The sequence below is a fragment of the Enterobacter cloacae complex sp. SHL012 genome, assembly GCF_049237505.1.
Taxonomy (GTDB): domain Bacteria; phylum Pseudomonadota; class Gammaproteobacteria; order Enterobacterales; family Enterobacteriaceae; genus Enterobacter; species Enterobacter kobei.
In genome coordinates this window covers 23,200-40,846 of the sequence record NZ_JBMKIZ010000008.1, presented here as the reverse complement: position 1 = coordinate 40,846, position 17,647 = coordinate 23,200, and the positions used below count along the sequence as shown (strand labels likewise).

The window sequence follows — 17,647 nt, the reverse complement described above, 5'->3', positions numbered from 1 at the left end:
CGAACATCTCAGTGCAGGGAAAGATTATATCACGCTTTTATTAGTCGGGAGTAAAGTGGCGTAAATGTTGAACGGTCGCCAGCCAGGCTGCCACCCAACCAATCATCGAGCAAACCAGCAGTAATAACAGGCACTCGTCAAAGCCTAAGCCACTGATATCAAACTTAGTTCCGAAAACCTGCGCCACTTCCGTCACGGCCGATGACAAACGCATCACCAAAATTTCTGACAAAATCAGTGAAAGAAATGCCCCGGAAAAACCGAGCAATGCGCCGCCATAGAGGAACGGACGAAGGATGAAGCCATCCGTCGCGCCAATCAGTTTCTGCACGTTAATGGTATCGCGGCGAGCAAAAATGCTCAGGCGCACGCTGTTACCAATGACGAGGAACACCGCGGCCACCATCAGTACGCCGATCATCGCCGACACACGTCCCACCAGCCCGGTCAGCGCGGCAAGACGGGCAAACCAGCTGTCGTCCATGCGCACTTCATCAATTCCGTTAATCCGGGTGATGCGATCGCGTAACGTATTTAGCGAATCGGTCCCCTGGAAATCGAGCTTCGGGATCACCACCGCTACCGCAGGTAACGGGTTCTCTTCGAGCATATCCAGCGCACCGCCAAAACCGGACCAGTTGCGAAACTCGCCCAGCGCTTCTTCACGGGAAAGATAGTTGACCTTCTCCACGCCCTGCTCGGCCTGGATTTGCCCGACCACCTGCGCCGCCGCGTTATCGTCGAGCGCTTTATCCAGATAAACGGTGATCTGCGGCGACGGATAATACTGGGACGCCGCCTGGTTCACGTTCTTATAAACCATGTAGCAGACGCTTGGCAGCGTCAGGGAGATGGCGATGACCATCACCGTCAGGAACGTTGCCAGCGGTTTGCTTTTCAGATCCTGCAACGCGCCGTGGAAAGCGTAGCGCACCTGCTCGTTAAACACGTTGGTTTTGCGCGAAGCCGGCTTTGGCGCCGCTTTCTGGCGCTTAGGTGCGTTACGATTGCCATCACCGCCACCCTGCGGCTTACGGAAACGGTCAAACCGGTTCCCGAACTGCCGAATCTGGTTCATTGCATCACGCTTGTTCACCATGGCCTCCGTGCAAATGTCCATCGCTCAGAGTCAGCATGCGGTACGAACGACGGGAAATCAGCCCGATATCGTGCGTCGCCATCAATACTGTGACCCCAACGCGGTTGAATTCCTCAAACAGACGCAAAATCCCTTCGGAGAGCGCATCATCCAAGTTACCTGTGGGTTCATCCGCCAGCAGTACGGCCGGCTTGTTCACCACCGCACGGGCGATGCCCACACGCTGCTGTTCACCGCCGGAGAGCTGGATCGGGAAGTTCTTCGCTTTGTCCAGCAGCCCAACCTTATCCAGCGCCGCAGAGACGCGACGACGGATATCATCATAGCTGGCACCGGCAATAATCAGCGGGATAGCGACGTTATCGAAAACGGTGCGATCCATCAGCAGATGGTGATCCTGGAAAATCATGCCGATCTGACGACGCAGGAACGGCACTTCACGGTTCTTAAGACGGCTAATATCATGGCCGCTGAACCAGATTTTCCCGGCGCTTGGCCGTTCGATCCCACAGATAAGCTTGAGCAGAGTACTTTTCCCCGCGCCGGAATGGCCGGTCAGGAATGCCATCTCGCCTGGCTGCAGGTGGAATGTGACTCCCTGCAGCGCTTGTCTCCCACCGAGATAGGCCTTGCTGACGTGTTCAAAGCGAATCATTGTTAGTCCTCTCGGGCAAATAGTGCCTCAATAAAGTCGTCCGCTTTAAACGGACGCAAATCCTCAATACGCTCGCCCACACCGATGTAGCGGATAGGAATGCCGAACTGGTCGGCTACGGAGAAGATCACCCCGCCTTTCGCGGTGCCGTCCAGCTTGGTCAGCGCGATCCCGGTCAATCCTACCGCTTCATTGAACAGCTTCGCCTGGCTAACGGCGTTCTGTCCGGTGCTGGCGTCGATAGTCAGCATAATTTCATGCGGTGCATCTTCGTCCAGCTTCTTCATGACGCGGACGATTTTCTTCAACTCTTCCATCAGGTGCGATTTGTTCTGCAAACGCCCTGCGGTGTCAGCAATCAGCACGTCCACGTTACGGGACTTCGCCGCCTGAATGGCATCAAAAATCACGGACGCGGAATCCGCGCCGGTATGCTGGGCAATCACCGGAATGTTGTTCCGCTGGCCCCACACCTGCAGCTGCTCAACCGCCGCCGCACGGAAGGTATCGCCCGCCGCCAGCATCACCGATTTTCCCTGCTGCTCGAACTGACGCGCCAGCTTGCCGATAGTCGTGGTTTTACCCACGCCGTTAACACCCACCATCAGAATAACAAATGGCGTTTTGCCTTCAATATTAAGCGGTTCATCAACTTTTGCGAGAATTTCACCCATCTCGTCTTTCAGCAGGCCGTACAGTGCCTCGGCATCGCGCAGCTGTTTGCGGCTTGCCCCTTCGGTCAGGCTGGCGATGATCTTACGGGTGGTTTCCACCCCCACGTCAGCGATCAGCAGTTGCTCTTCCAGCTCTTCAAAGAGATCGTCGTCGATCTTCTTGCCGCGGAACAGACTGATAAATCCGGAACCCAGATTTTCTTTGGTTTTTAACAGGCTGCGCTTCAGACGGGCAAAGAAACCTTCTTTGGTCGGTTTTTCCTGCTCCTGAACGATCTCTTCTTCAGCCTGCTCCTGCTCTTCCACCGGCACGACGATAACCGCGTCTTCAGCCGCTTCCGCCGCCAGCGCCTGGGCTTCCAGCTCGTCGTCGGTCAGCTCTGGCTCAAGCGCCGCCTCTTCTTCCACCGCCTCAACAATTTCAACGGTTTCCGCTTCGGCCTGCCACTCTTCTGCAGATACCTCTTCGGCTTTAACCTCTTCCGGCAGCGGCAGCTCTTCATGTTCGATAACAGCCTGCGGTGCGTCGGTAACGGCTTCGGGCACAACCAGTTCTGGCTTCTCGCTCTCCTGAACCTGTTCAGTGACTTCAACCACCTCTTCAGCAAACGATTCAATCTCTTCTTTGCTGTGGACAGGTTCTTCCGCTTCGATAACCGCAGCGGTTTCTACAGGCGTTTCAGGCTGTGACTGCTCTTCTACAACCTGTTGTTCTTCGGTTTTCTGTTCTGTTTCTTGCTCTTTTTCACCGAAACCCAACCAGGAAAAGAAGCCACGTTTTTTTTGTTTTGCCATCTGCGACTACACTCCTCGCGGCGCTATATACAGGGAAGCTAAAAAAATGATGAAATAGTCTAACACTTTACTTAATTGACATCACCGCCCGCAATCGCAGGGCAATGGTTAACAGAGCTTTCCAGAGATGAAGAAACCCACCCGCGCCCCGGCCGGTCAAATTCGAATTATCGGCGGTCAGTGGCGAGGCCGGAAATTACCGGTGCCGGACAGCCCCGGTTTACGCCCGACAACCGACCGCGTTCGCGAGACGCTGTTTAACTGGCTCGCCCCGTCAATGGTAGATGCCCACTGCCTGGACTGCTTCGCCGGCAGCGGTGCATTAGGGCTCGAAGCGTTGTCGCGCTACGCCGCCAGCGCCACGCTGCTGGAGATGGAGCGCGGCGTGGCACAGACGCTGCAGCAAAATCTGGCGACGCTCAAAGCGAGTAACGCCAAAGTCGTAAACACCAATACCCTGAGCTTCCTCGCGCAGAAAGGCACGCCGCATCAGGTGGTGTTTGTCGATCCGCCGTTCCGCAAGGGGCTGCTCGAAGAGACGTTATCCCTGCTGGAACAAAACGGCTGGCTGGCGGATGACGCATTAATTTACGTTGAAAGCGAAGTGGAAAACGGTCTTCCGCCAGTGCCCGCGCACTGGGATCTGCACCGCGAAAAGGTTGCCGGTCAGGTCGCTTATCGTCTTTATCACCGTCAGGTACAAGGAGGCTCTGATGCCGGTACTGATTAACCTGGGACGTTTGCTGATGCTGGGCGTCTGGGCATTTTTGATTTTGAATCTGGTGCACCCGTTCCCGCGCCCGTTGAACATCTTCGTTAACGTGGCGCTGATTTTCACCTCGTTCATGCACGCCCTGCAGATGGTAATGCTGAAAAACGGCCTGCCAAAAGATGGCCCGCCGATGACCGGCTGGCAGCAACTGCGGGTATTTATTTTCGGCGTGTTTGAGTTGCTGGTGTGGATGAAGAAGTTTAAGGCGCAGGTGAAGAAGTAGGGTGCGGCCTGATGCCCTCACCCTAACCCTCTCCCACCGGGAGAGGGGACCGATCGCGCATTATTCCGCCCTAAAACCTTCAAAACGTGACCCTTTGTAGCTCAGCATTCCTTTCTCACCCACCGTCAACTGGTGGTACTGCTGCGCCTCCAGGCGGAAAGTCATCTCCAGCCCGCCGGTTTCCGGCTTAAAGCTGGCTTCATAGCGCATCGTCGCGCCTGCAGGCGTAACCTGCTGTTGGCGAGAGCGTCGATCGTTGAGGGCTTTCTCGCGCTTATTGCTCACCACCACCCGCTTTTGCATCAGCGGTGCGGCATCGTTATCCGCCTTTTCCCGGCGCTGCTGCACGAAGCGAAACGAGGCGGCAATGACGATAATCGCTACCACGATAATGAAAAACAGCGGCATCTTGCTCATTGAAACATCCCATCAGATTATGCGGAATTCAGGATACCTCGCCTGCCCCGGCATTGCCAAACGCCCGCCCGCGTCACTACACTGGATCAGAAACTGATTATTCAGCCTTAACAGTTACAGGGAGTTAATATGCTTTGGTCATTTATCGCTGTCTGTTTTTCCGCATGGCTTTATGTTGATGCGTCCTACCGTGGCCCAGCCTGGCAGCGCTGGTTGTTTAAACCCGTCACGCTGTTGCTCCTTCTGCTGCTTGCCTGGCAAGCGCCGATGTTTAACGCCATCAGCTACCTGGTTCTCGCCGGGCTGTGCGCGTCCCTGATTGGCGATGCCTTAACTCTGCTCCCGCGTCAGCGTCTGCTGTATGCCGTTGGGGCGTTTTTCCTGTCGCATCTGCTGTATACCATCTACTTCGCCAGCCAGATGACGCTCTCCTTCTTCTGGCCGCTGCCGCTGGTGCTGCTGGTGATTGGCGCACTGCTGATAGCGGTGATCTGGTCGCGTCTGGAAGAGATGCGTTTGCCGGTCTGTACATTTATCGCCATGACGCTGGTGATGGTGTGGCTCGCTGGCGAGCTCTGGTTCTTCCGCCCGACGTCTCAGGCGATGTCTGCGTTCTTCGGCGCAGCACTGCTCTTACTCGGTAATATCGTCTGGCTGGGCAGCCACTATCGCCGTCGCTTCCGCTCCGACAACGCGATTGCTTCCGCCTGCTACTTTGCCGGGCACTTCCTGATCGTGCGTTCGCTGTATATCTAAATAACGCTTGACTCTGGAGTCGACTCCAGAGTGTATGCTGCGGTTAATGAGAAAATTATCATTACCGGAGACTGCCATGTCGACTCCAGAAACACCTAAAAAAATCCCACAATTTTCGGCACTTAAGCTCAGCCCGGTTCCGCCAAAAGAGGACTGCTGCTGCGAGGGGAGCTGCGAAACGCAAGCCGACGCGCTGCCCGAAAGTGGTAATCGCTACAGCTGGGCCGTCAACGGTATGGACTGCGCAGCCTGCGCACGTAAAGTGGAAAATGCGGTCAAACAGGTGCCGGGCGTCAGCCACGTTCAGGTGCTTTTTGCGACCGAAAAGCTGTTAGTCAGCGCCGACAAGGATGTCAGTAAGCAGGTTGAAGCCGCCGTCAGCAAGGCGGGATACACCCTGCGCAGCGAAACAGCCCCTGTCGAAAAGACCGCCTCCCTGAAGGAAAATCTGCCGCTCATTACCCTCATCATCATGATGGCCCTGAGCTGGGGTCTGGAACGGATCAACCATCCGTTTGGCAACCTGGCGTTTATCGCCACCACGCTGGTCGGACTGTTTCCGATTGCCCGCCAGGCATTACGTCTGATGAGAAGCGGCAGCTGGTTCGCCATCGAAACGCTGATGAGCGTGGCGGCGATCGGCGCGCTGTTTATCGGCGCGACGGCGGAAGCGGCGATGGTTCTGCTGCTGTTCCTGATCGGCGAACGACTTGAGGGCTGGGCCGCCAGCCGCGCGCGTAAAGGGGTGAGCGCGTTGATGGCACTGAAGCCGGAAACCGCGACGCGGGTTAACGAAGGCAAACGTGAAACCGTCGCCATCAGCACGCTGCGCCCGGGCGACGTCATTGAAGTCGCCGCAGGGGGGCGCTTGCCTGCCGATGGCGCACTGCTTAGCGCCACCGCAAGCTTTGATGAAAGCGCCCTGACAGGGGAATCCATTCCGGTTGAGCGTACCGCGGGAGAAAAAGTGCCTGCAGGCGCCACCAGCGTTGACCGCCTGGTGCAGCTTGAGGTGCTTTCCGGGCCCGGCGACAGCGCCATCGACCGTATCCTGAAGCTGATTGAAGAAGCTGAAGAGCGTCGTGCCCCCGTCGAGCGTTTTATCGATCGCTTTAGCCGGATTTACACGCCCGCCATTATGCTGATTGCTCTGCTGGTTACGCTCGTTCCACCGCTGTTCTTTGGCGCGCCCTGGGAGGGCTGGATTTATAAAGGTCTGACCCTGCTGCTGATTGGCTGCCCGTGCGCGCTGGTGATCTCCACGCCAGCGGCGATCACCTCCGGTCTGGCGGCAGCGGCACGTCGCGGGGCGCTGATTAAAGGCGGCGCGGCGCTGGAGCAGCTGAGCCAGGTTCAGCATATCGCCTTCGACAAAACCGGCACGTTAACCGTCGGCAAACCCCAGGTGACCGGCATTTATCCGCAGGATATCGCTGAAGATGAACTGCTTACCTTAGCCGCCGCCGTCGAACAGGGTTCCACCCACCCGCTGGCGCAAGCCATTGTGCGGGAAGCGCAGGCTCGCGGATTACCGATTCCGGCGGCCACCGCCCAGCGCGCGCTGGTCGGGTCTGGGATTGAGGCCAACATCGACGGTAAAAAGGTCCTGATTGTCGCGGCGGGTCACTCCCCTTCCGCACAGGTTCAGGCGTTAGAGCAGGCCGGGCAAACTGTCGTGGTTGTTATGCAGGACGGCGTGACGAAAGGGATGCTGGCGCTGCGCGATACCCTGCGTGATGACGCGAAGGAAGCCGTAGCGGCGCTGCATCAGCTGGGCGTGCAGGGCGTGATCCTGACCGGGGATAACCCACGTGCGGCGTCAGCCATTGCGGGTGAACTGGGACTGGAATTTAAAGCTGGATTGCTGCCCGCCGATAAGGTCAGTGCGGTAACCGAACTGAACAGCCACGCCCCGCTCGCGATGGTCGGAGACGGCATTAACGATGCACCCGCGATGAAAGCATCCACCATAGGCATTGCGATGGGAAGCGGCACCGACGTGGCGCTGGAGACGGCAGACGCGGCGCTGACGCATAACCGTCTGACCGGGCTGGCAGAGATGATCGGCCTGGCGCGGGCGACGCGAGCCAATATCCGCCAGAACATCGGGATTGCGCTCGGACTGAAGGGGATTTTCCTGGTGACGACGCTGCTCGGCATGACCGGGCTGTGGCTGGCAGTGCTGGCGGATACGGGGGCAACGGTGCTGGTGACGGCGAACGCGCTCAGGCTGTTGCGTCGTCGATAAAAAAACGCCCGGTGGCGCTAACGCTTACCGGGCCTACATGTTCTGCCAGATCGTAGGTCGGGTAAGGCGAAGCCGCCACCCGACTTTTTTATAAGAAATAGCTCATCGCCAGGCCTAAAAACAGCACCAGCCCGACATAGTTATTATTCAAAAACGCTTTAAAGCAGGCTTCACGTTCGCGTTTGGCAATCAGCTTTTGCTGGTAAGCAAACAGCAATCCCGCCACCAGCACCGACCAGTAAAACTCCCAGTTCAGCCCGTTCAGACGGCCAATCGCGACCATCAGTGCCAGTACCGCGACCTGTAAAATGCCGATGATCAGTTTGTCCTGACGTCCAAAGAGAATGGCGGTCGATTTAATACCAATTTTCAGGTCATCGTCGCGGTCTACCATCGCGTATTGCGTGTCATACGCCACGGCCCAGAGAATATTCGCCAGGAACATCAGCCAGCAGCTGAGCGGTAGGGATTCGCTCACCGCCGCAAACGCCATCGGAATTGACCAGCCAAATGCCGCGCCCAACACAACCTGAGGCAGATGGGTATAGCGCTTCATGAACGGATAAACCCAGGCCAGTGCAAGCGCAGCGACGGAAAGCAGAATTGTCATGGTGTTCAGCGTTAACACCAGCAGGAATGAGAGCAGCACCAGTACGAGGAACAGCACGCGGGCTTCTTTTCCGGTCACCTGGCCGCTGGGTAACGGACGGTTGGCTGTCCGTTTTACATGGCCGTCGAATTTACGATCGGCATAGTCATTCACCACGCAGCCCGCCGCGCGCATCAACCAGACACCGGCGACAAATACGCCCAGGATCCATAGCGGCGGTACGCCCGGCGTTGCAACCCACAGCGCCCATAAGGTCGGCCACAGCAGCAGTAACGCGCCAATAGGTTTATCAGTACGCATTAAGCGGTGATACGCCAACAGCTTATTCTGCGTCAGGCTCCACTCCATTTTTTCTTCCTCTTAGTACAACGGTGATGCCGGTAAAAAAAGTTCCGTCAGGATTAACGGCTTACCGCTCAGGCGAAGGCGGGAACGGCGTCCCCACAGTTCGGCATCACGCCCAATCTCAATAAAATCCCGGGTCAGCTCAGATGAGGTAAAAAGATAACGTCCCAGCGGGGTTTTCCCCAGCCGCTGCAGCGCCAGCTCAGGCCCGGAAAGGGTGGACTCGGGCACTACCGTCCGTCCGGCAAGCCAGGGCTCACCATCGGCACAGAGCAAAATTTCGCGCAGCCAGTAGCGTTCCTCTTGCGGCAGCAGCGGCAGCTCGCTGGCGATCTCATCGCCGGAGACAAACCCTTCCTGTATCAGGGTCACCGTGACCGTTTTACCTTGCTGTTCAAAACGTTTCGTCATGGAATCTTCCAGCAGCAACCAGTCCAGTTGCTGCGGATCAAGCGCAGGTATTTGGTCGAAATAGCGCAGCGCACGCAGTTGCGTTAGCGCGGGGTGTGACATGCCAGACTCTCCGATACATAACGTAATGGCATTGTATCGCAGAAACACGGATTGAGGGGGGCCAAACGTTATTTAACGATCACGATCGCAACATGGATGCAACAGCCTGGCGGACACGAAAAAAAGTGCGCCCACTCAGGCGCACTAAACTACTGACAAATCAGCACTGTGGGGAAACGGTTACCCCTTGCCTTTTACACTGCTGATAAAGGTGGAACGGGCAGTTGTTGAACCTAAACGTTCGGCTTCATCAAGCAGTTTCAGCGCTTTATCGACATCGCCGCGCTTCACCGCCTGCTTAATAGCGTTGTTGAAGTATTCTTCGGTGTCGTTCAGTACCGGCTCAGCTTTCTTCGCCGGTGCTGGTGCAGCGGCAGTTGCGGCAGGAGCTGCAGGTGCTGCATAGACTGGGGCAGCGGTATTGCCCACGGTTACCGGACCCGGGCCAGACGAACCAAACAGTGGGCCAACCAGTACGCTGGAAGCACTATTGGTGGAGACTTTTAGTTTGACCAGGCCATCGGTGGTATGGCGAGCAAGCGGGTCAGGAATATCCGGAACAGAGTTTCCGGTACCTTTCGCATAGGCTTTCGCTGGATCAACCAACTTCGTCGTCTGCTGCAGATCTTTTTCCGTTGTGAAGACCAGGACGTAAATTTTCTGCTGGCCAAGAGCTGGCGTCAGGCGCATAACGCCCTGCAGCCGATCAGCACTCATCACGCCCGGTTCCTGGTAGCTAAAATAATCACTCGGGAAGAAGGCTGATGGCGTCATGTTTTGATCGAGAATCAGCACGTTCGGCGCAAATACGCTGGTTTGTTTATTAACTTCGCTGGTCAACGTCAGGGTCAGCTCGCCGATATTAGCGGGTACGCTGAAAGCGGCAACGGGACCGCTGATGCCGGGAACATTCAGGGATTGACCACCAGCGGAAAGCTGAGTGGTTTGTACTTTCGATTGATCGACCGGTGTCCACACCAGTTGCTGAAGCGCCGCCGGCGGAATTGCAGGCGCAGCGCTGGTATTTTGAGGAACAAAATTGACATCTGCAAAGGTGACCGCCGGAACGCAGGCCAGCAGCCCCGCAGAGAGGCACAGCGCGACGAAACTTTTCTTCATTTTCATTGTTATTACCTCTGATAGCGTGAGCACTGCGGTGGCCAGGCAATAGCGCGCAGCACCCTAAGGATTGAGGGGCCTTACGCCCCTCTTTTTTAGGTCATTACGTCAGGTCTAACGAATTACCACCAGATTTCCATCTGGGCACCGAAGGTCCACTCGTCGTCGTCGCCACGGCTGAAGGTTTTCGCAGAAGTGTCACTGTAAGCCACACCAGAGGTGTAACCCGTATCGCTGTTGTTTGCGTAACCCCATTTCTCATCCCACTTCGCGTATGTTGCGAAAACACGGATAGCCGGACGGGACCAGATGCTGTCGCCAGCCTGCCATTGCTGTGCCAGGGTGATTTTGTACTGACTGTTTTTCTCGTCAGTTTTCTGAGATTTGACGTTGTCGTAGCCCACTTCCAGCAGGGTGCTCATGATTGGCGTCCATTTGAACATCGGACGAACACCCACAGTCCACCACTCGGTACCGTTGTTGTTGTCACGATCGATGTTCTGGTACATACCGACGTACATCAGGTCCCAACGGTCTGCCAGGGTAATTGCACCGTGGTCCAGCACACGCCACATGGAGCCGTCGTTATCAACGCTGCCGCCCTGTGGAATCCCTTTACCGTTGGAGGTCATGGAGTCCGTACCATACTGCAGTACGAACTTGTTGAAACCTTTCAACATGCTCTGGGTGTGCTCAGCAGTGAACAGCCAGCCATCTTTAGAAGCGCCAGGCTGCAGGTAGTAGTCGTCAGGAATGTTGGTGTGACCGTAGTCGACACCTAACTCCAGGGTGCCGCCCGGGTTGGTTTCCAGACCCGCTAAACGAACATCGAAGACATCGTTTGGTACAACGTTGTCGTAAATACGATCGCCGTTCGCATCACGATCGGCGAAGGTTGCAGAACCGCCTGATTCAGAAGAACGGGTTGCAGCCAGAGAGAGCTTACCGAAGCCCAGGTCGATGTTTTCGATACCCGCACCAGGACCCGAAATATCCCAGTAGTAGAAGTCGATCATGTGGACGTCATGACGCTGATAGAAACGCTTACCGGCCCAGATAGTAGAACCTGGCAGCCATTCAATCAGGTTTTTACCCTGCACGTTTGCTTCACGGAAGGCCGGGCTGGTGGATTCCCAGTCATTCTGCTGAGAAACGGAATACGCAACGTTAGTGTCGAAGTAGAAGCTCTTATCGCCCTCTTTCCACACTTCCTGGCCCAGTTTCAGCTCGGCATAGGTTTCACATTCGTTACCAAGACGGTATTTACTTTGTGCACCGGTTGCCTGGAAACATTGTTGTTCACCGCCACTCCCGGTCCAGCCGATGCCGGAACGAGCATAACCTTTAAAGTCCACAGCACCCGCCTGGGCAGACAGGATGCCTGCCGCAACGGCGATTGCCAGAGGGACTTGTTTGCGCAGAGTAATCATCATTCTATCTCCTGAGATCATTGCTTTTCTTTGAACACTTCACCTGTCGGTTTCGTGTCTTCTTTTGGGATTGCTTAAACGCCTGGCTCTTTATGCAACCGACGACATGCAGTGCCATCCTCACGGAACAGATGGCAACGCTCTGGCGGCAAGCCGATAGCGAATGTGGCACCCTCTTCTACCAACACCACGTCATTCTGGCGGTAGACCAGGTTCTGACGAATGGCGGGGATCTGGATATGAATCTGTGTTTCGTGACCAAGCTGTTCAACGACCTGAACCTCACCTTCCAGCGTCACATCGGCAATGTGACTCGGCAGGAGATGCTCAGGACGGATACCGAGGGACATGTTTGCCCCGACCTGTACGTTGGCGCTGTCCACCGGCAGCCAGACTTGCTGGCGGTTTGGTAGCTCCACCTGTACCTGTTCAATGGCCGTTGCAGTCACTTTAACGGGCAGGAAGTTCATCTTTGGCGAGCCAATAAAGCCTGCAACAAAGCGGTCTGCCGGGTAGTGATAGAGCTCCAGCGGTTTGCCCACCTGCGCCACGCGACCGGCATCCAGCACCACGATTTTGTCGGCCAGCGTCATCGCTTCGACCTGATCGTGGGTGACGTAAATCATCGTGCGGCCAAGACGTTTGTGCAGACGGGAGATTTCGATACGCATCTGAACGCGCAGGGCGGCATCCAGGTTAGAAAGGGGTTCGTCGAGCAGGAACACGCGCGGTTCGGCCACCAGCGTACGGCCAATCGCCACACGCTGACGCTGACCGCCGGAAAGCGCTTTCGGTTTACGCTCCAGCAGGTGCGCCAGCTGTAATACTTCCGCCACCTGGGTGACGCGCTGGTTAATCACGTCTTTCTTCGCGCCGGCCAGCTTCAGGCCAAAGGACATGTTCTCGGCAACGGAAAGATGGGGATAAAGTGCATAAGACTGGAACACCATACCGACGCCACGTTCGGCAGGCGGAATGTCGTTCATTCGGGTATCACCGATCAGCAGGTCGCCGCTGGTGATGGTTTCAAGACCGGCAATCATACGCAGCAGAGTAGATTTACCACAGCCTGATGGGCCGACAAACACCACAAACTCACCTTCAGTGATGTCCAGATTGATGTCTTTTGACACCACTACGTCGCCCCAGGCTTTCGTTACATTACGCAGCTGTACGCTCGCCATGCCCTTCTCCCTTCGTTACAACCTGTCACCGACAGAAACATTCAACATAAGTTCACTATGGGGTATCCATAACTTTCACGAATCCTCCACCCCCCGGCTTTTTTATGGGGGAGGAGGCGGGAGGATGAGAGAGCAGGCTCTGCGACCGCAGCCGGGGGGCTGAGGTGAAATTCGTGAAGCCGCCTGCAAAATTCGGTGGGTTTTTATGTGCGCCAGCACTCATAACTTAAATTTATGCAACGGAGATCACACAAACGGGGGGTGGGGCGTAGGGGTTGGGAGGATGGAAAGAGGATGTCAAATAAGGAGACTGATTCACGTTGAACCACTGAAGTCATACTACGAGACATCACCAAAAGGATGGCAGATATGAATATCAAGACTGGCGCACGCGTTTTCGCATTGTCCGCCCTTGCAGCAATGATGGTTTCCGCACCGGCGCTCGCCAAAATTGAAGAAGGCAAGCTGGTTATCTGGATTAACGGCGACAAAGGCTATAACGGCCTGGCCGAAGTGGGCAAAAAATTCGAGAAAGACACCGGTATCAAAGTTACCGTAGAACATCCGGACAAACTGGAAGAGAAATTCCCGCAGGTTGCAGCAACCGGCGACGGCCCGGACATCATCTTCTGGGCGCATGACCGTTTCGGCGGCTACGCGCAGTCTGGCCTGCTGGCTGAAATCACCCCAGACAAAGCGTTCCAGGACAAACTCTTCCCGTTCACCTGGGATGCCGTTCGCTACAACGGCAAGCTGATCGCTTACCCTATCGCGGTTGAAGCCCTGTCTCTGATTTACAACAAAGACCTGGTACCAAACCCACCGAAAACCTGGGAAGAGATCCCGAAACTGGATAAAGAGCTGAAGGCGAAAGGTAAATCCGCTCTGATGTTCAACCTGCAAGAGCCGTACTTCACCTGGCCGCTGATTGCTGCCGACGGCGGTTACGCGTTCAAGTTTGAAAACGGCAAATATGACGTGAAAGACGTGGGCGTGGATAACGCAGGCGCGAAAAAAGGCCTGACCTTCCTGGTTGACCTGATCAAGAACAAACACATGAACGCGGATACCGATTACTCCATCGCGGAAGCGGCGTTCAACAAAGGCGAAACCGCGATGACCATCAACGGTCCGTGGGCCTGGACCAACATCGATAAGAGCAAAATCAACTACGGCGTAACGCTGCTGCCAACCTTTAACGGCAAGCCGTCTAAACCGTTCGTTGGCGTGCTGAGTGCGGGTATCAACGCCGCCAGCCCGAACAAAGAGCTGGCGAAAGAGTTCCTGGAAAACTACCTGCTGACCGATCAGGGTCTGGATGAAGTGAACAAGGATAAACCGCTGGGCGCCGTGGCGCTGAAATCCTTCCAGGATCAGCTGGCGAAAGATCCACGCATCGCGGCCACTATGGATAACGCCCAGAAAGGCGAAATCATGCCGAACATCCCACAGATGGCAGCGTTCTGGTACGCCACCCGTACTGCAGTCATCAACGCAGCAAGCGGTCGTCAGACTGTTGATGCCGCGCTGAAGGATGCGCAGGGTCGTATTACTAAGTAAGCAGAAAAACGGCGGGTGGCGCGTGCGCTTACCCGCCCTACGACTACGGCACGATCCGTAGGTCAGGTAAGCGCCGCGCCACCTGACGAAAAGTTTCCACCGTTGTAGAGGAAGAACCCCATGGATGTCATTAAAAAGAAGCACTGGTGGCAAAGCGACGCGCTGAAATGGTCAGTGATAGGTCTGCTGTGTCTGCTGGTGGGTTACCTTGTTGTTTTAATGTACGTACAAGGGGAATATCTCTTTGCCATCATGACGCTGATCTTAAGCTCTGCTGGCCTGTATATTTTCGCCAACCGTAAAGCCTATGCCTGGCGCTATGTTTACCCTGGCGTAGCCGGGATGGGGCTGTTTGTCCTGTTCCCACTGATCTGTACCATCGCCATTGCATTCACCAACTACAGCAGCACCAACCAGCTTGCGCAGGAACGCGCCCAACAGGTGCTTCTGGACCGTTCCTATCAGGCGGGAAAAACCTTTAATTTCGGCCTGTATCCTGCGGGTGACGAATGGAAGTTAGCGCTCACTGACGGTGAGAGCGGCAAAAACTATATTTCCGACGCGTTTAAATTTGGCGGCGAGCAGAAGCTGGCCTTAAAAGAGGCTGCGGCCCTGCCGGAAGGTGAACGTGCTAACCTGCGTATCATTACCCAGAATCGCCAGGCGTTGACCCAGCTCACCGCCGTGCTGCCAGATGAAAGCAAAGTGACCATGAGCTCGCTGCGCCAGTTCTCCGGCACTCAGCCGCTCTATACCCTGGCAAAAGACGGCACGCTGACTAACAATCAGAGCGGCGTGAAGTATCGCCCGAACAACGACATTGGTTTCTATCAGTCCATTACTGCCGACGGCAAATGGGGTGATGACAAACTCAGCCCGGGTTATACCGTTACCATCGGCTGGGATAACTTTACCCGCGTGTTCACCGACGAAGGCATCCAGAAACCGTTCTTCGCCATCTTCGTCTGGACGGTGATTTTCTCGGTGCTCACCGTGATCCTGACCGTGGCCGTGGGCATGGTGCTGGCCTGTCTCGTGCAGTGGGAATCCCTGAAAGGCAAAGCGATTTACCGCGTGCTGCTGATTCTGCCGTATGCCGTGCCGTCGTTTATCTCGATTCTGATTTTCAAAGGGCTCTTTAACCAGAGCTTCGGTGAAATCAACATGATGCTGAGCGCGCTGTTCGGTATCAAACCGGCCTGGTTCAGCGACCCAACCACCGCCCGCTCGATGATTATTATCGTGAACACCTGGCTGGGCTACCCGTATATGATGATCCTGTGCATGGGCCTGCTGAAGGCTATCCCGGACGATCTGTACGAAGCTTCAGCGATGGACGGCGCGGGTCCGTTCCAGAACTTCTTTAAAATTACGCTGCCGCTGCTCATTAAACCGCTGACCCCGCTGATGATTGCCAGCTTTGCCTTTAACTTTAACAACTTCGTGCTGATTCAGCTGTTGACCAACGGTGGCCCGGACCGTCTCGGCACCACCACGCCGGCAGGCTATACCGACCTGCTTGTGAGCTACACCTACCGTATCGCCTTCGAAGGCGGCGGCGGACAGGACTTCGGTCTGGCAGCAGCCATTGCCACCCTGATCTTCCTGCTGGTTGGTGCCCTGGCGATTGTGAACCTGAAAGCCACACGTATGAAATTTGACTAAGGAGGGCATCGATCATGGCTATGGTACAACCCAAATCTCAGAAATTGCGCCTCCTGGCGACACACTTAGGCCTGCTGATTTTCATCGCGGCAATCATGTTCCCGCTGCTGATGGTTATCGCTATCTCCCTGCGTTCGGGTAACTTCGCGACCGGGAGTCTCATCCCGGACGAAATCTCCTGGGAGCACTGGAAGCTGGCGCTGGGCTTCAGCGTGGAGCATGCGGATGGACGCGTGACTCCTCCGCCGTTCCCGGTGCTGCTGTGGCTGTGGAACTCGGTGAAAGTGGCGACCATTACCGCAATCGGTATTGTCACGCTCTCCACCACCTGTGCTTACGCCTTCGCCCGTATGCGTTTCCCGGGCAAAGCGACGCTGCTGAAAGGCATGCTCATTTTCCAGATGTTCCCGGCCGTGCTGTCACTGGTCGCGTTGTATGCCCTGTTTGACCGTCTGGGTCAGTACGTGCCGTTTATCGGCCTGAACACCCACGGCGGCGTGATCTTCGCCTATCTTGGCGGTATCGCCCTGCATGTGTGGACCATCAAAGGGTATTTCGAAACCATCGACGGTTCGCTGGAAGAGGCGGCCGCGCTGGATGGCGCTACTCCGTGGCAGGCCTTCCGTCTGGTGCTGCTGCCGCTGTCGGTACCTATCCTGGCGGTGGTGTTTATCCTGTCGTTTATCGCTGCGATCACCGAAGTACCGGTCGCCTCTCTGTTACTGCGCGACGTGAACAGTTACACCCTGGCCGTGGGTATGCAGCAATACCTCAACCCGCAAAACTACCTGTGGGGCGACTTTGCTGCGGCGGCCGTACTCTCTGCCATCCCGATTACCGTGGTATTCCTGCTGGCCCAGCGCTGGCTGGTTAACGGCCTGACGGCGGGCGGTGTGAAAGGTTAAGTTTCATTTGTTATGCCACTGCAACCCTCAACTTTAGACGTATTGTATTGACCCAACTTGTGACTGTTGTTAGGCGCTCTTCGGAGCGCCATTTTTTTATTCCCGTTTCAGCCGCTTCGAGTTACACAGCCAGAGGGTGATCACCAGCAGCAGGATCGCCGCCGAGTAGATCAGCACGTCGAGGGGGGATTTATGATCGACGATGATCAGCCGCACAATCGCGGTGATCCCAATGTAGACAAAATAGCGCAGCGGGAAGTGAAAGCCCGACTGAAAGTACTTCACAATCAGGGCAATAAACTCGAAGTAGAGAAAGTAGACCACCAGGCCTTCCACCAGCGCATATTTGCTGGTTTGTTCAGGGGCGAACAGCACATCCGCCAGATGCACCGTCTCTTTGCCAAGGAAGACGACCAGAATCAGGCCAAGGCTTAGCAGACCGAGGTTTAGCACGGTCTGGAGGATCGTTGAGATAAACTCAACGCGCGGGCGAGTCAGGGATGTCATACAGCACCTCATTCTCCAGGGCGAGGTTCCTGTATAACGCAAAAATGTGACGGGGATCTATATTTTTTGTTTATGTTTTGTCCGCATTAGCATTCTTGCCGGTCGGCACTGCGTTTGCCCGGCCTACAAAAACACTCTCGTAGGCCCGGTAAGCGCAGCGCCACCGGGCA

At 55.8% G+C, this 17,647-nt stretch carries 17 protein-coding genes; 7 read left to right on the top strand and 10 right to left on the bottom strand.

Translation table 11 applies throughout. The features are described 5' to 3' along the window. Nucleotides 1-40: 40 nt before the first annotated feature. From ftsX to ftsY, 3 genes are read right to left on the bottom strand one after another with little or no spacing between them, the layout of a single operon-like run. Nucleotides 41-1,096, bottom strand: coding sequence for a permease-like cell division protein FtsX (ftsX, locus tag ACOTY9_RS19920; protein WP_014882114.1), 1,056 nt, complete (start codon nt 1,094-1,096; stop codon nt 41-43). Then, nucleotides 1,083-1,754: a cell division ATP-binding protein FtsE gene (gene ftsE / locus ACOTY9_RS19915; protein WP_014882113.1), complete on the bottom strand. Its 672-nt coding sequence runs from the start codon at nt 1,752-1,754 to the stop codon at nt 1,083-1,085. The genes ftsX and ftsE overlap by 14 nt, the downstream gene beginning before the upstream one ends. A 2-nt stretch (nt 1,755-1,756) precedes the next feature. After that, a complete protein-coding gene (gene ftsY / locus ACOTY9_RS19910; protein ID WP_045281837.1) occupies nt 1,757-3,223 on the bottom strand; it encodes a signal recognition particle-docking protein FtsY in 1,467 nt (488 codons plus the stop codon). A gap of 127 nt (nt 3,224-3,350) precedes the next feature. On the opposite strand from ftsY, the gene rsmD reads away from it, so the two are divergent. Together rsmD and ACOTY9_RS19900 are read left to right on the top strand one after the other, a co-directional pair. Continuing rightward, complete coding sequence (gene rsmD / locus ACOTY9_RS19905; RefSeq protein ID WP_045135381.1) at nt 3,351-3,953, top strand: 16S rRNA (guanine(966)-N(2))-methyltransferase; 603 nt, start codon at nt 3,351-3,353, stop codon at nt 3,951-3,953. Continuing rightward, the gene (locus tag ACOTY9_RS19900) at nt 3,937-4,218 is read left to right on the top strand and encodes a DUF1145 family protein (RefSeq protein ID WP_014882110.1); all 282 of its coding nucleotides are present in this window, start codon (nt 3,937-3,939) and stop codon (nt 4,216-4,218) included. The genes rsmD and ACOTY9_RS19900 overlap by 17 nt, the downstream gene beginning before the upstream one ends. A 60-nt stretch (nt 4,219-4,278) precedes the next feature. On the opposite strand, the gene ACOTY9_RS19895 is transcribed toward ACOTY9_RS19900, so the two are convergent. Then, nucleotides 4,279-4,635 carry a DUF2500 domain-containing protein gene (locus ACOTY9_RS19895; RefSeq protein WP_014882109.1) on the bottom strand — a complete coding sequence of 119 codons (357 nt, stop codon included), beginning with the start codon at nt 4,633-4,635 and terminating at the stop codon, nt 4,279-4,281. A 129-nt stretch (nt 4,636-4,764) separates the two neighbouring features. Between ACOTY9_RS19895 and ACOTY9_RS19890 the strand changes: the two genes are divergently transcribed. Then, nucleotides 4,765-5,391, top strand: a complete 627-nt coding sequence (locus ACOTY9_RS19890; RefSeq protein WP_348566078.1) for a lysoplasmalogenase — start codon at nt 4,765-4,767, stop codon at nt 5,389-5,391. A 76-nt stretch (nt 5,392-5,467) separates the two neighbouring features. Beyond that, nucleotides 5,468-7,639 carry a Zn(II)/Cd(II)/Pb(II) translocating P-type ATPase ZntA gene (zntA, locus tag ACOTY9_RS19885; protein ID WP_348566079.1) on the top strand — a complete coding sequence of 724 codons (2,172 nt, stop codon included), beginning with the start codon at nt 5,468-5,470 and terminating at the stop codon, nt 7,637-7,639. A gap of 88 nt (nt 7,640-7,727) precedes the next feature. On the opposite strand, the gene ubiA is transcribed toward zntA, so the two are convergent. From ubiA to malK, 5 genes are all read right to left on the bottom strand, one after another. Next, a complete protein-coding gene (gene ubiA, locus ACOTY9_RS19880) occupies nt 7,728-8,597 on the bottom strand; it encodes a 4-hydroxybenzoate octaprenyltransferase (protein ID WP_014882106.1) in 870 nt (289 codons plus the stop codon). Between the two features lie 12 nt (nt 8,598-8,609). Continuing rightward, nucleotides 8,610-9,107, bottom strand: a complete 498-nt coding sequence (gene ubiC / locus ACOTY9_RS19875) for a chorismate lyase (RefSeq protein ID WP_014882105.1) — start codon at nt 9,105-9,107, stop codon at nt 8,610-8,612. A 180-nt stretch (nt 9,108-9,287) separates the two neighbouring features. Beyond that, entirely contained in the window at nt 9,288-10,232 is a 945-nt protein-coding gene (gene malM, locus ACOTY9_RS19870) for a maltose operon protein MalM (RefSeq protein WP_014882104.1), read from the bottom strand. Nucleotides 10,233-10,348: 116 nt separating this feature from the next. Next, complete coding sequence (locus ACOTY9_RS19865; protein ID WP_014882103.1) at nt 10,349-11,659, bottom strand: maltoporin; 1,311 nt, start codon at nt 11,657-11,659, stop codon at nt 10,349-10,351. Nucleotides 11,660-11,730: 71 nt separating this feature from the next. Continuing rightward, a complete protein-coding gene (malK, locus tag ACOTY9_RS19860) occupies nt 11,731-12,840 on the bottom strand; it encodes a maltose/maltodextrin ABC transporter ATP-binding protein MalK (protein WP_023331782.1) in 1,110 nt (369 codons plus the stop codon). 369 nt (nt 12,841-13,209) lie between these two features. On the opposite strand from malK, the gene malE reads away from it, so the two are divergent. The 3 genes from malE (at nt 13,210) to malG (ending at nt 16,970) form a co-directional block, all read left to right on the top strand. Next, nucleotides 13,210-14,400, top strand: a complete 1,191-nt coding sequence (gene malE, locus ACOTY9_RS19855) for a maltose/maltodextrin ABC transporter substrate-binding protein MalE (protein WP_045135379.1) — start codon at nt 13,210-13,212, stop codon at nt 14,398-14,400. A gap of 120 nt (nt 14,401-14,520) precedes the next feature. Beyond that, nucleotides 14,521-16,065, top strand: coding sequence for a maltose ABC transporter permease MalF (malF, locus tag ACOTY9_RS19850; protein ID WP_014882101.1), 1,545 nt, complete (start codon nt 14,521-14,523; stop codon nt 16,063-16,065). 14 nt (nt 16,066-16,079) lie between these two features. After that, nucleotides 16,080-16,970, top strand: a complete 891-nt coding sequence (gene malG, locus ACOTY9_RS19845) for a maltose ABC transporter permease MalG (RefSeq protein WP_003860332.1) — start codon at nt 16,080-16,082, stop codon at nt 16,968-16,970. 96 nt (nt 16,971-17,066) lie between these two features. Here the strand turns inward: malG and psiE are convergent, their stop codons facing one another. Further along, on the bottom strand, nt 17,067-17,477 hold the full coding sequence (gene psiE / locus ACOTY9_RS19840; RefSeq protein ID WP_000202963.1) for a phosphate-starvation-inducible protein PsiE: 411 nt from the start codon (nt 17,475-17,477) through the stop codon (nt 17,067-17,069). Between the last annotated feature and the right edge of the window lie 170 nt (nt 17,478-17,647).

Bases quoted from the DNA above. Each gene is read 5' to 3' on its own strand.
- ftsE (WP_014882113.1), bottom strand. From the start codon at position 1,754: ATGATTCGCTTTGAACACGTCAGCAAGGCCTATCTCGGTGGGAGACAA.
- ftsY (WP_045281837.1), bottom strand. From the start codon at position 3,223: ATGGCAAAACAAAAAAAACGTGGCTTCTTTTCCTGGTTGGGTTTCGGT.
- rsmD (WP_045135381.1), top strand. From the start codon at position 3,351: ATGAAGAAACCCACCCGCGCCCCGGCCGGTCAAATTCGAATTATCGGC.
- ACOTY9_RS19900 (WP_014882110.1), top strand. From the start codon at position 3,937: ATGCCGGTACTGATTAACCTGGGACGTTTGCTGATGCTGGGCGTCTGG.
- ACOTY9_RS19895 (WP_014882109.1), bottom strand. From the start codon at position 4,635: ATGAGCAAGATGCCGCTGTTTTTCATTATCGTGGTAGCGATTATCGTC.
- ACOTY9_RS19890 (WP_348566078.1), top strand. From the start codon at position 4,765: ATGCTTTGGTCATTTATCGCTGTCTGTTTTTCCGCATGGCTTTATGTT.
- zntA (WP_348566079.1), top strand. From the start codon at position 5,468: ATGTCGACTCCAGAAACACCTAAAAAAATCCCACAATTTTCGGCACTT.
- ubiA (WP_014882106.1), bottom strand. From the start codon at position 8,597: ATGGAGTGGAGCCTGACGCAGAATAAGCTGTTGGCGTATCACCGCTTA.
- ubiC (WP_014882105.1), bottom strand. From the start codon at position 9,107: ATGTCACACCCCGCGCTAACGCAACTGCGTGCGCTGCGCTATTTCGAC.
- malM (WP_014882104.1), bottom strand. From the start codon at position 10,232: ATGAAAATGAAGAAAAGTTTCGTCGCGCTGTGCCTCTCTGCGGGGCTG.
- ACOTY9_RS19865 (WP_014882103.1), bottom strand. From the start codon at position 11,659: ATGATGATTACTCTGCGCAAACAAGTCCCTCTGGCAATCGCCGTTGCG.
- malK (WP_023331782.1), bottom strand. From the start codon at position 12,840: ATGGCGAGCGTACAGCTGCGTAATGTAACGAAAGCCTGGGGCGACGTA.
- malE (WP_045135379.1), top strand. From the start codon at position 13,210: ATGAATATCAAGACTGGCGCACGCGTTTTCGCATTGTCCGCCCTTGCA.
- malF (WP_014882101.1), top strand. From the start codon at position 14,521: ATGGATGTCATTAAAAAGAAGCACTGGTGGCAAAGCGACGCGCTGAAA.
- malG (WP_003860332.1), top strand. From the start codon at position 16,080: ATGGCTATGGTACAACCCAAATCTCAGAAATTGCGCCTCCTGGCGACA.
- psiE (WP_000202963.1), bottom strand. From the start codon at position 17,477: ATGACATCCCTGACTCGCCCGCGCGTTGAGTTTATCTCAACGATCCTC.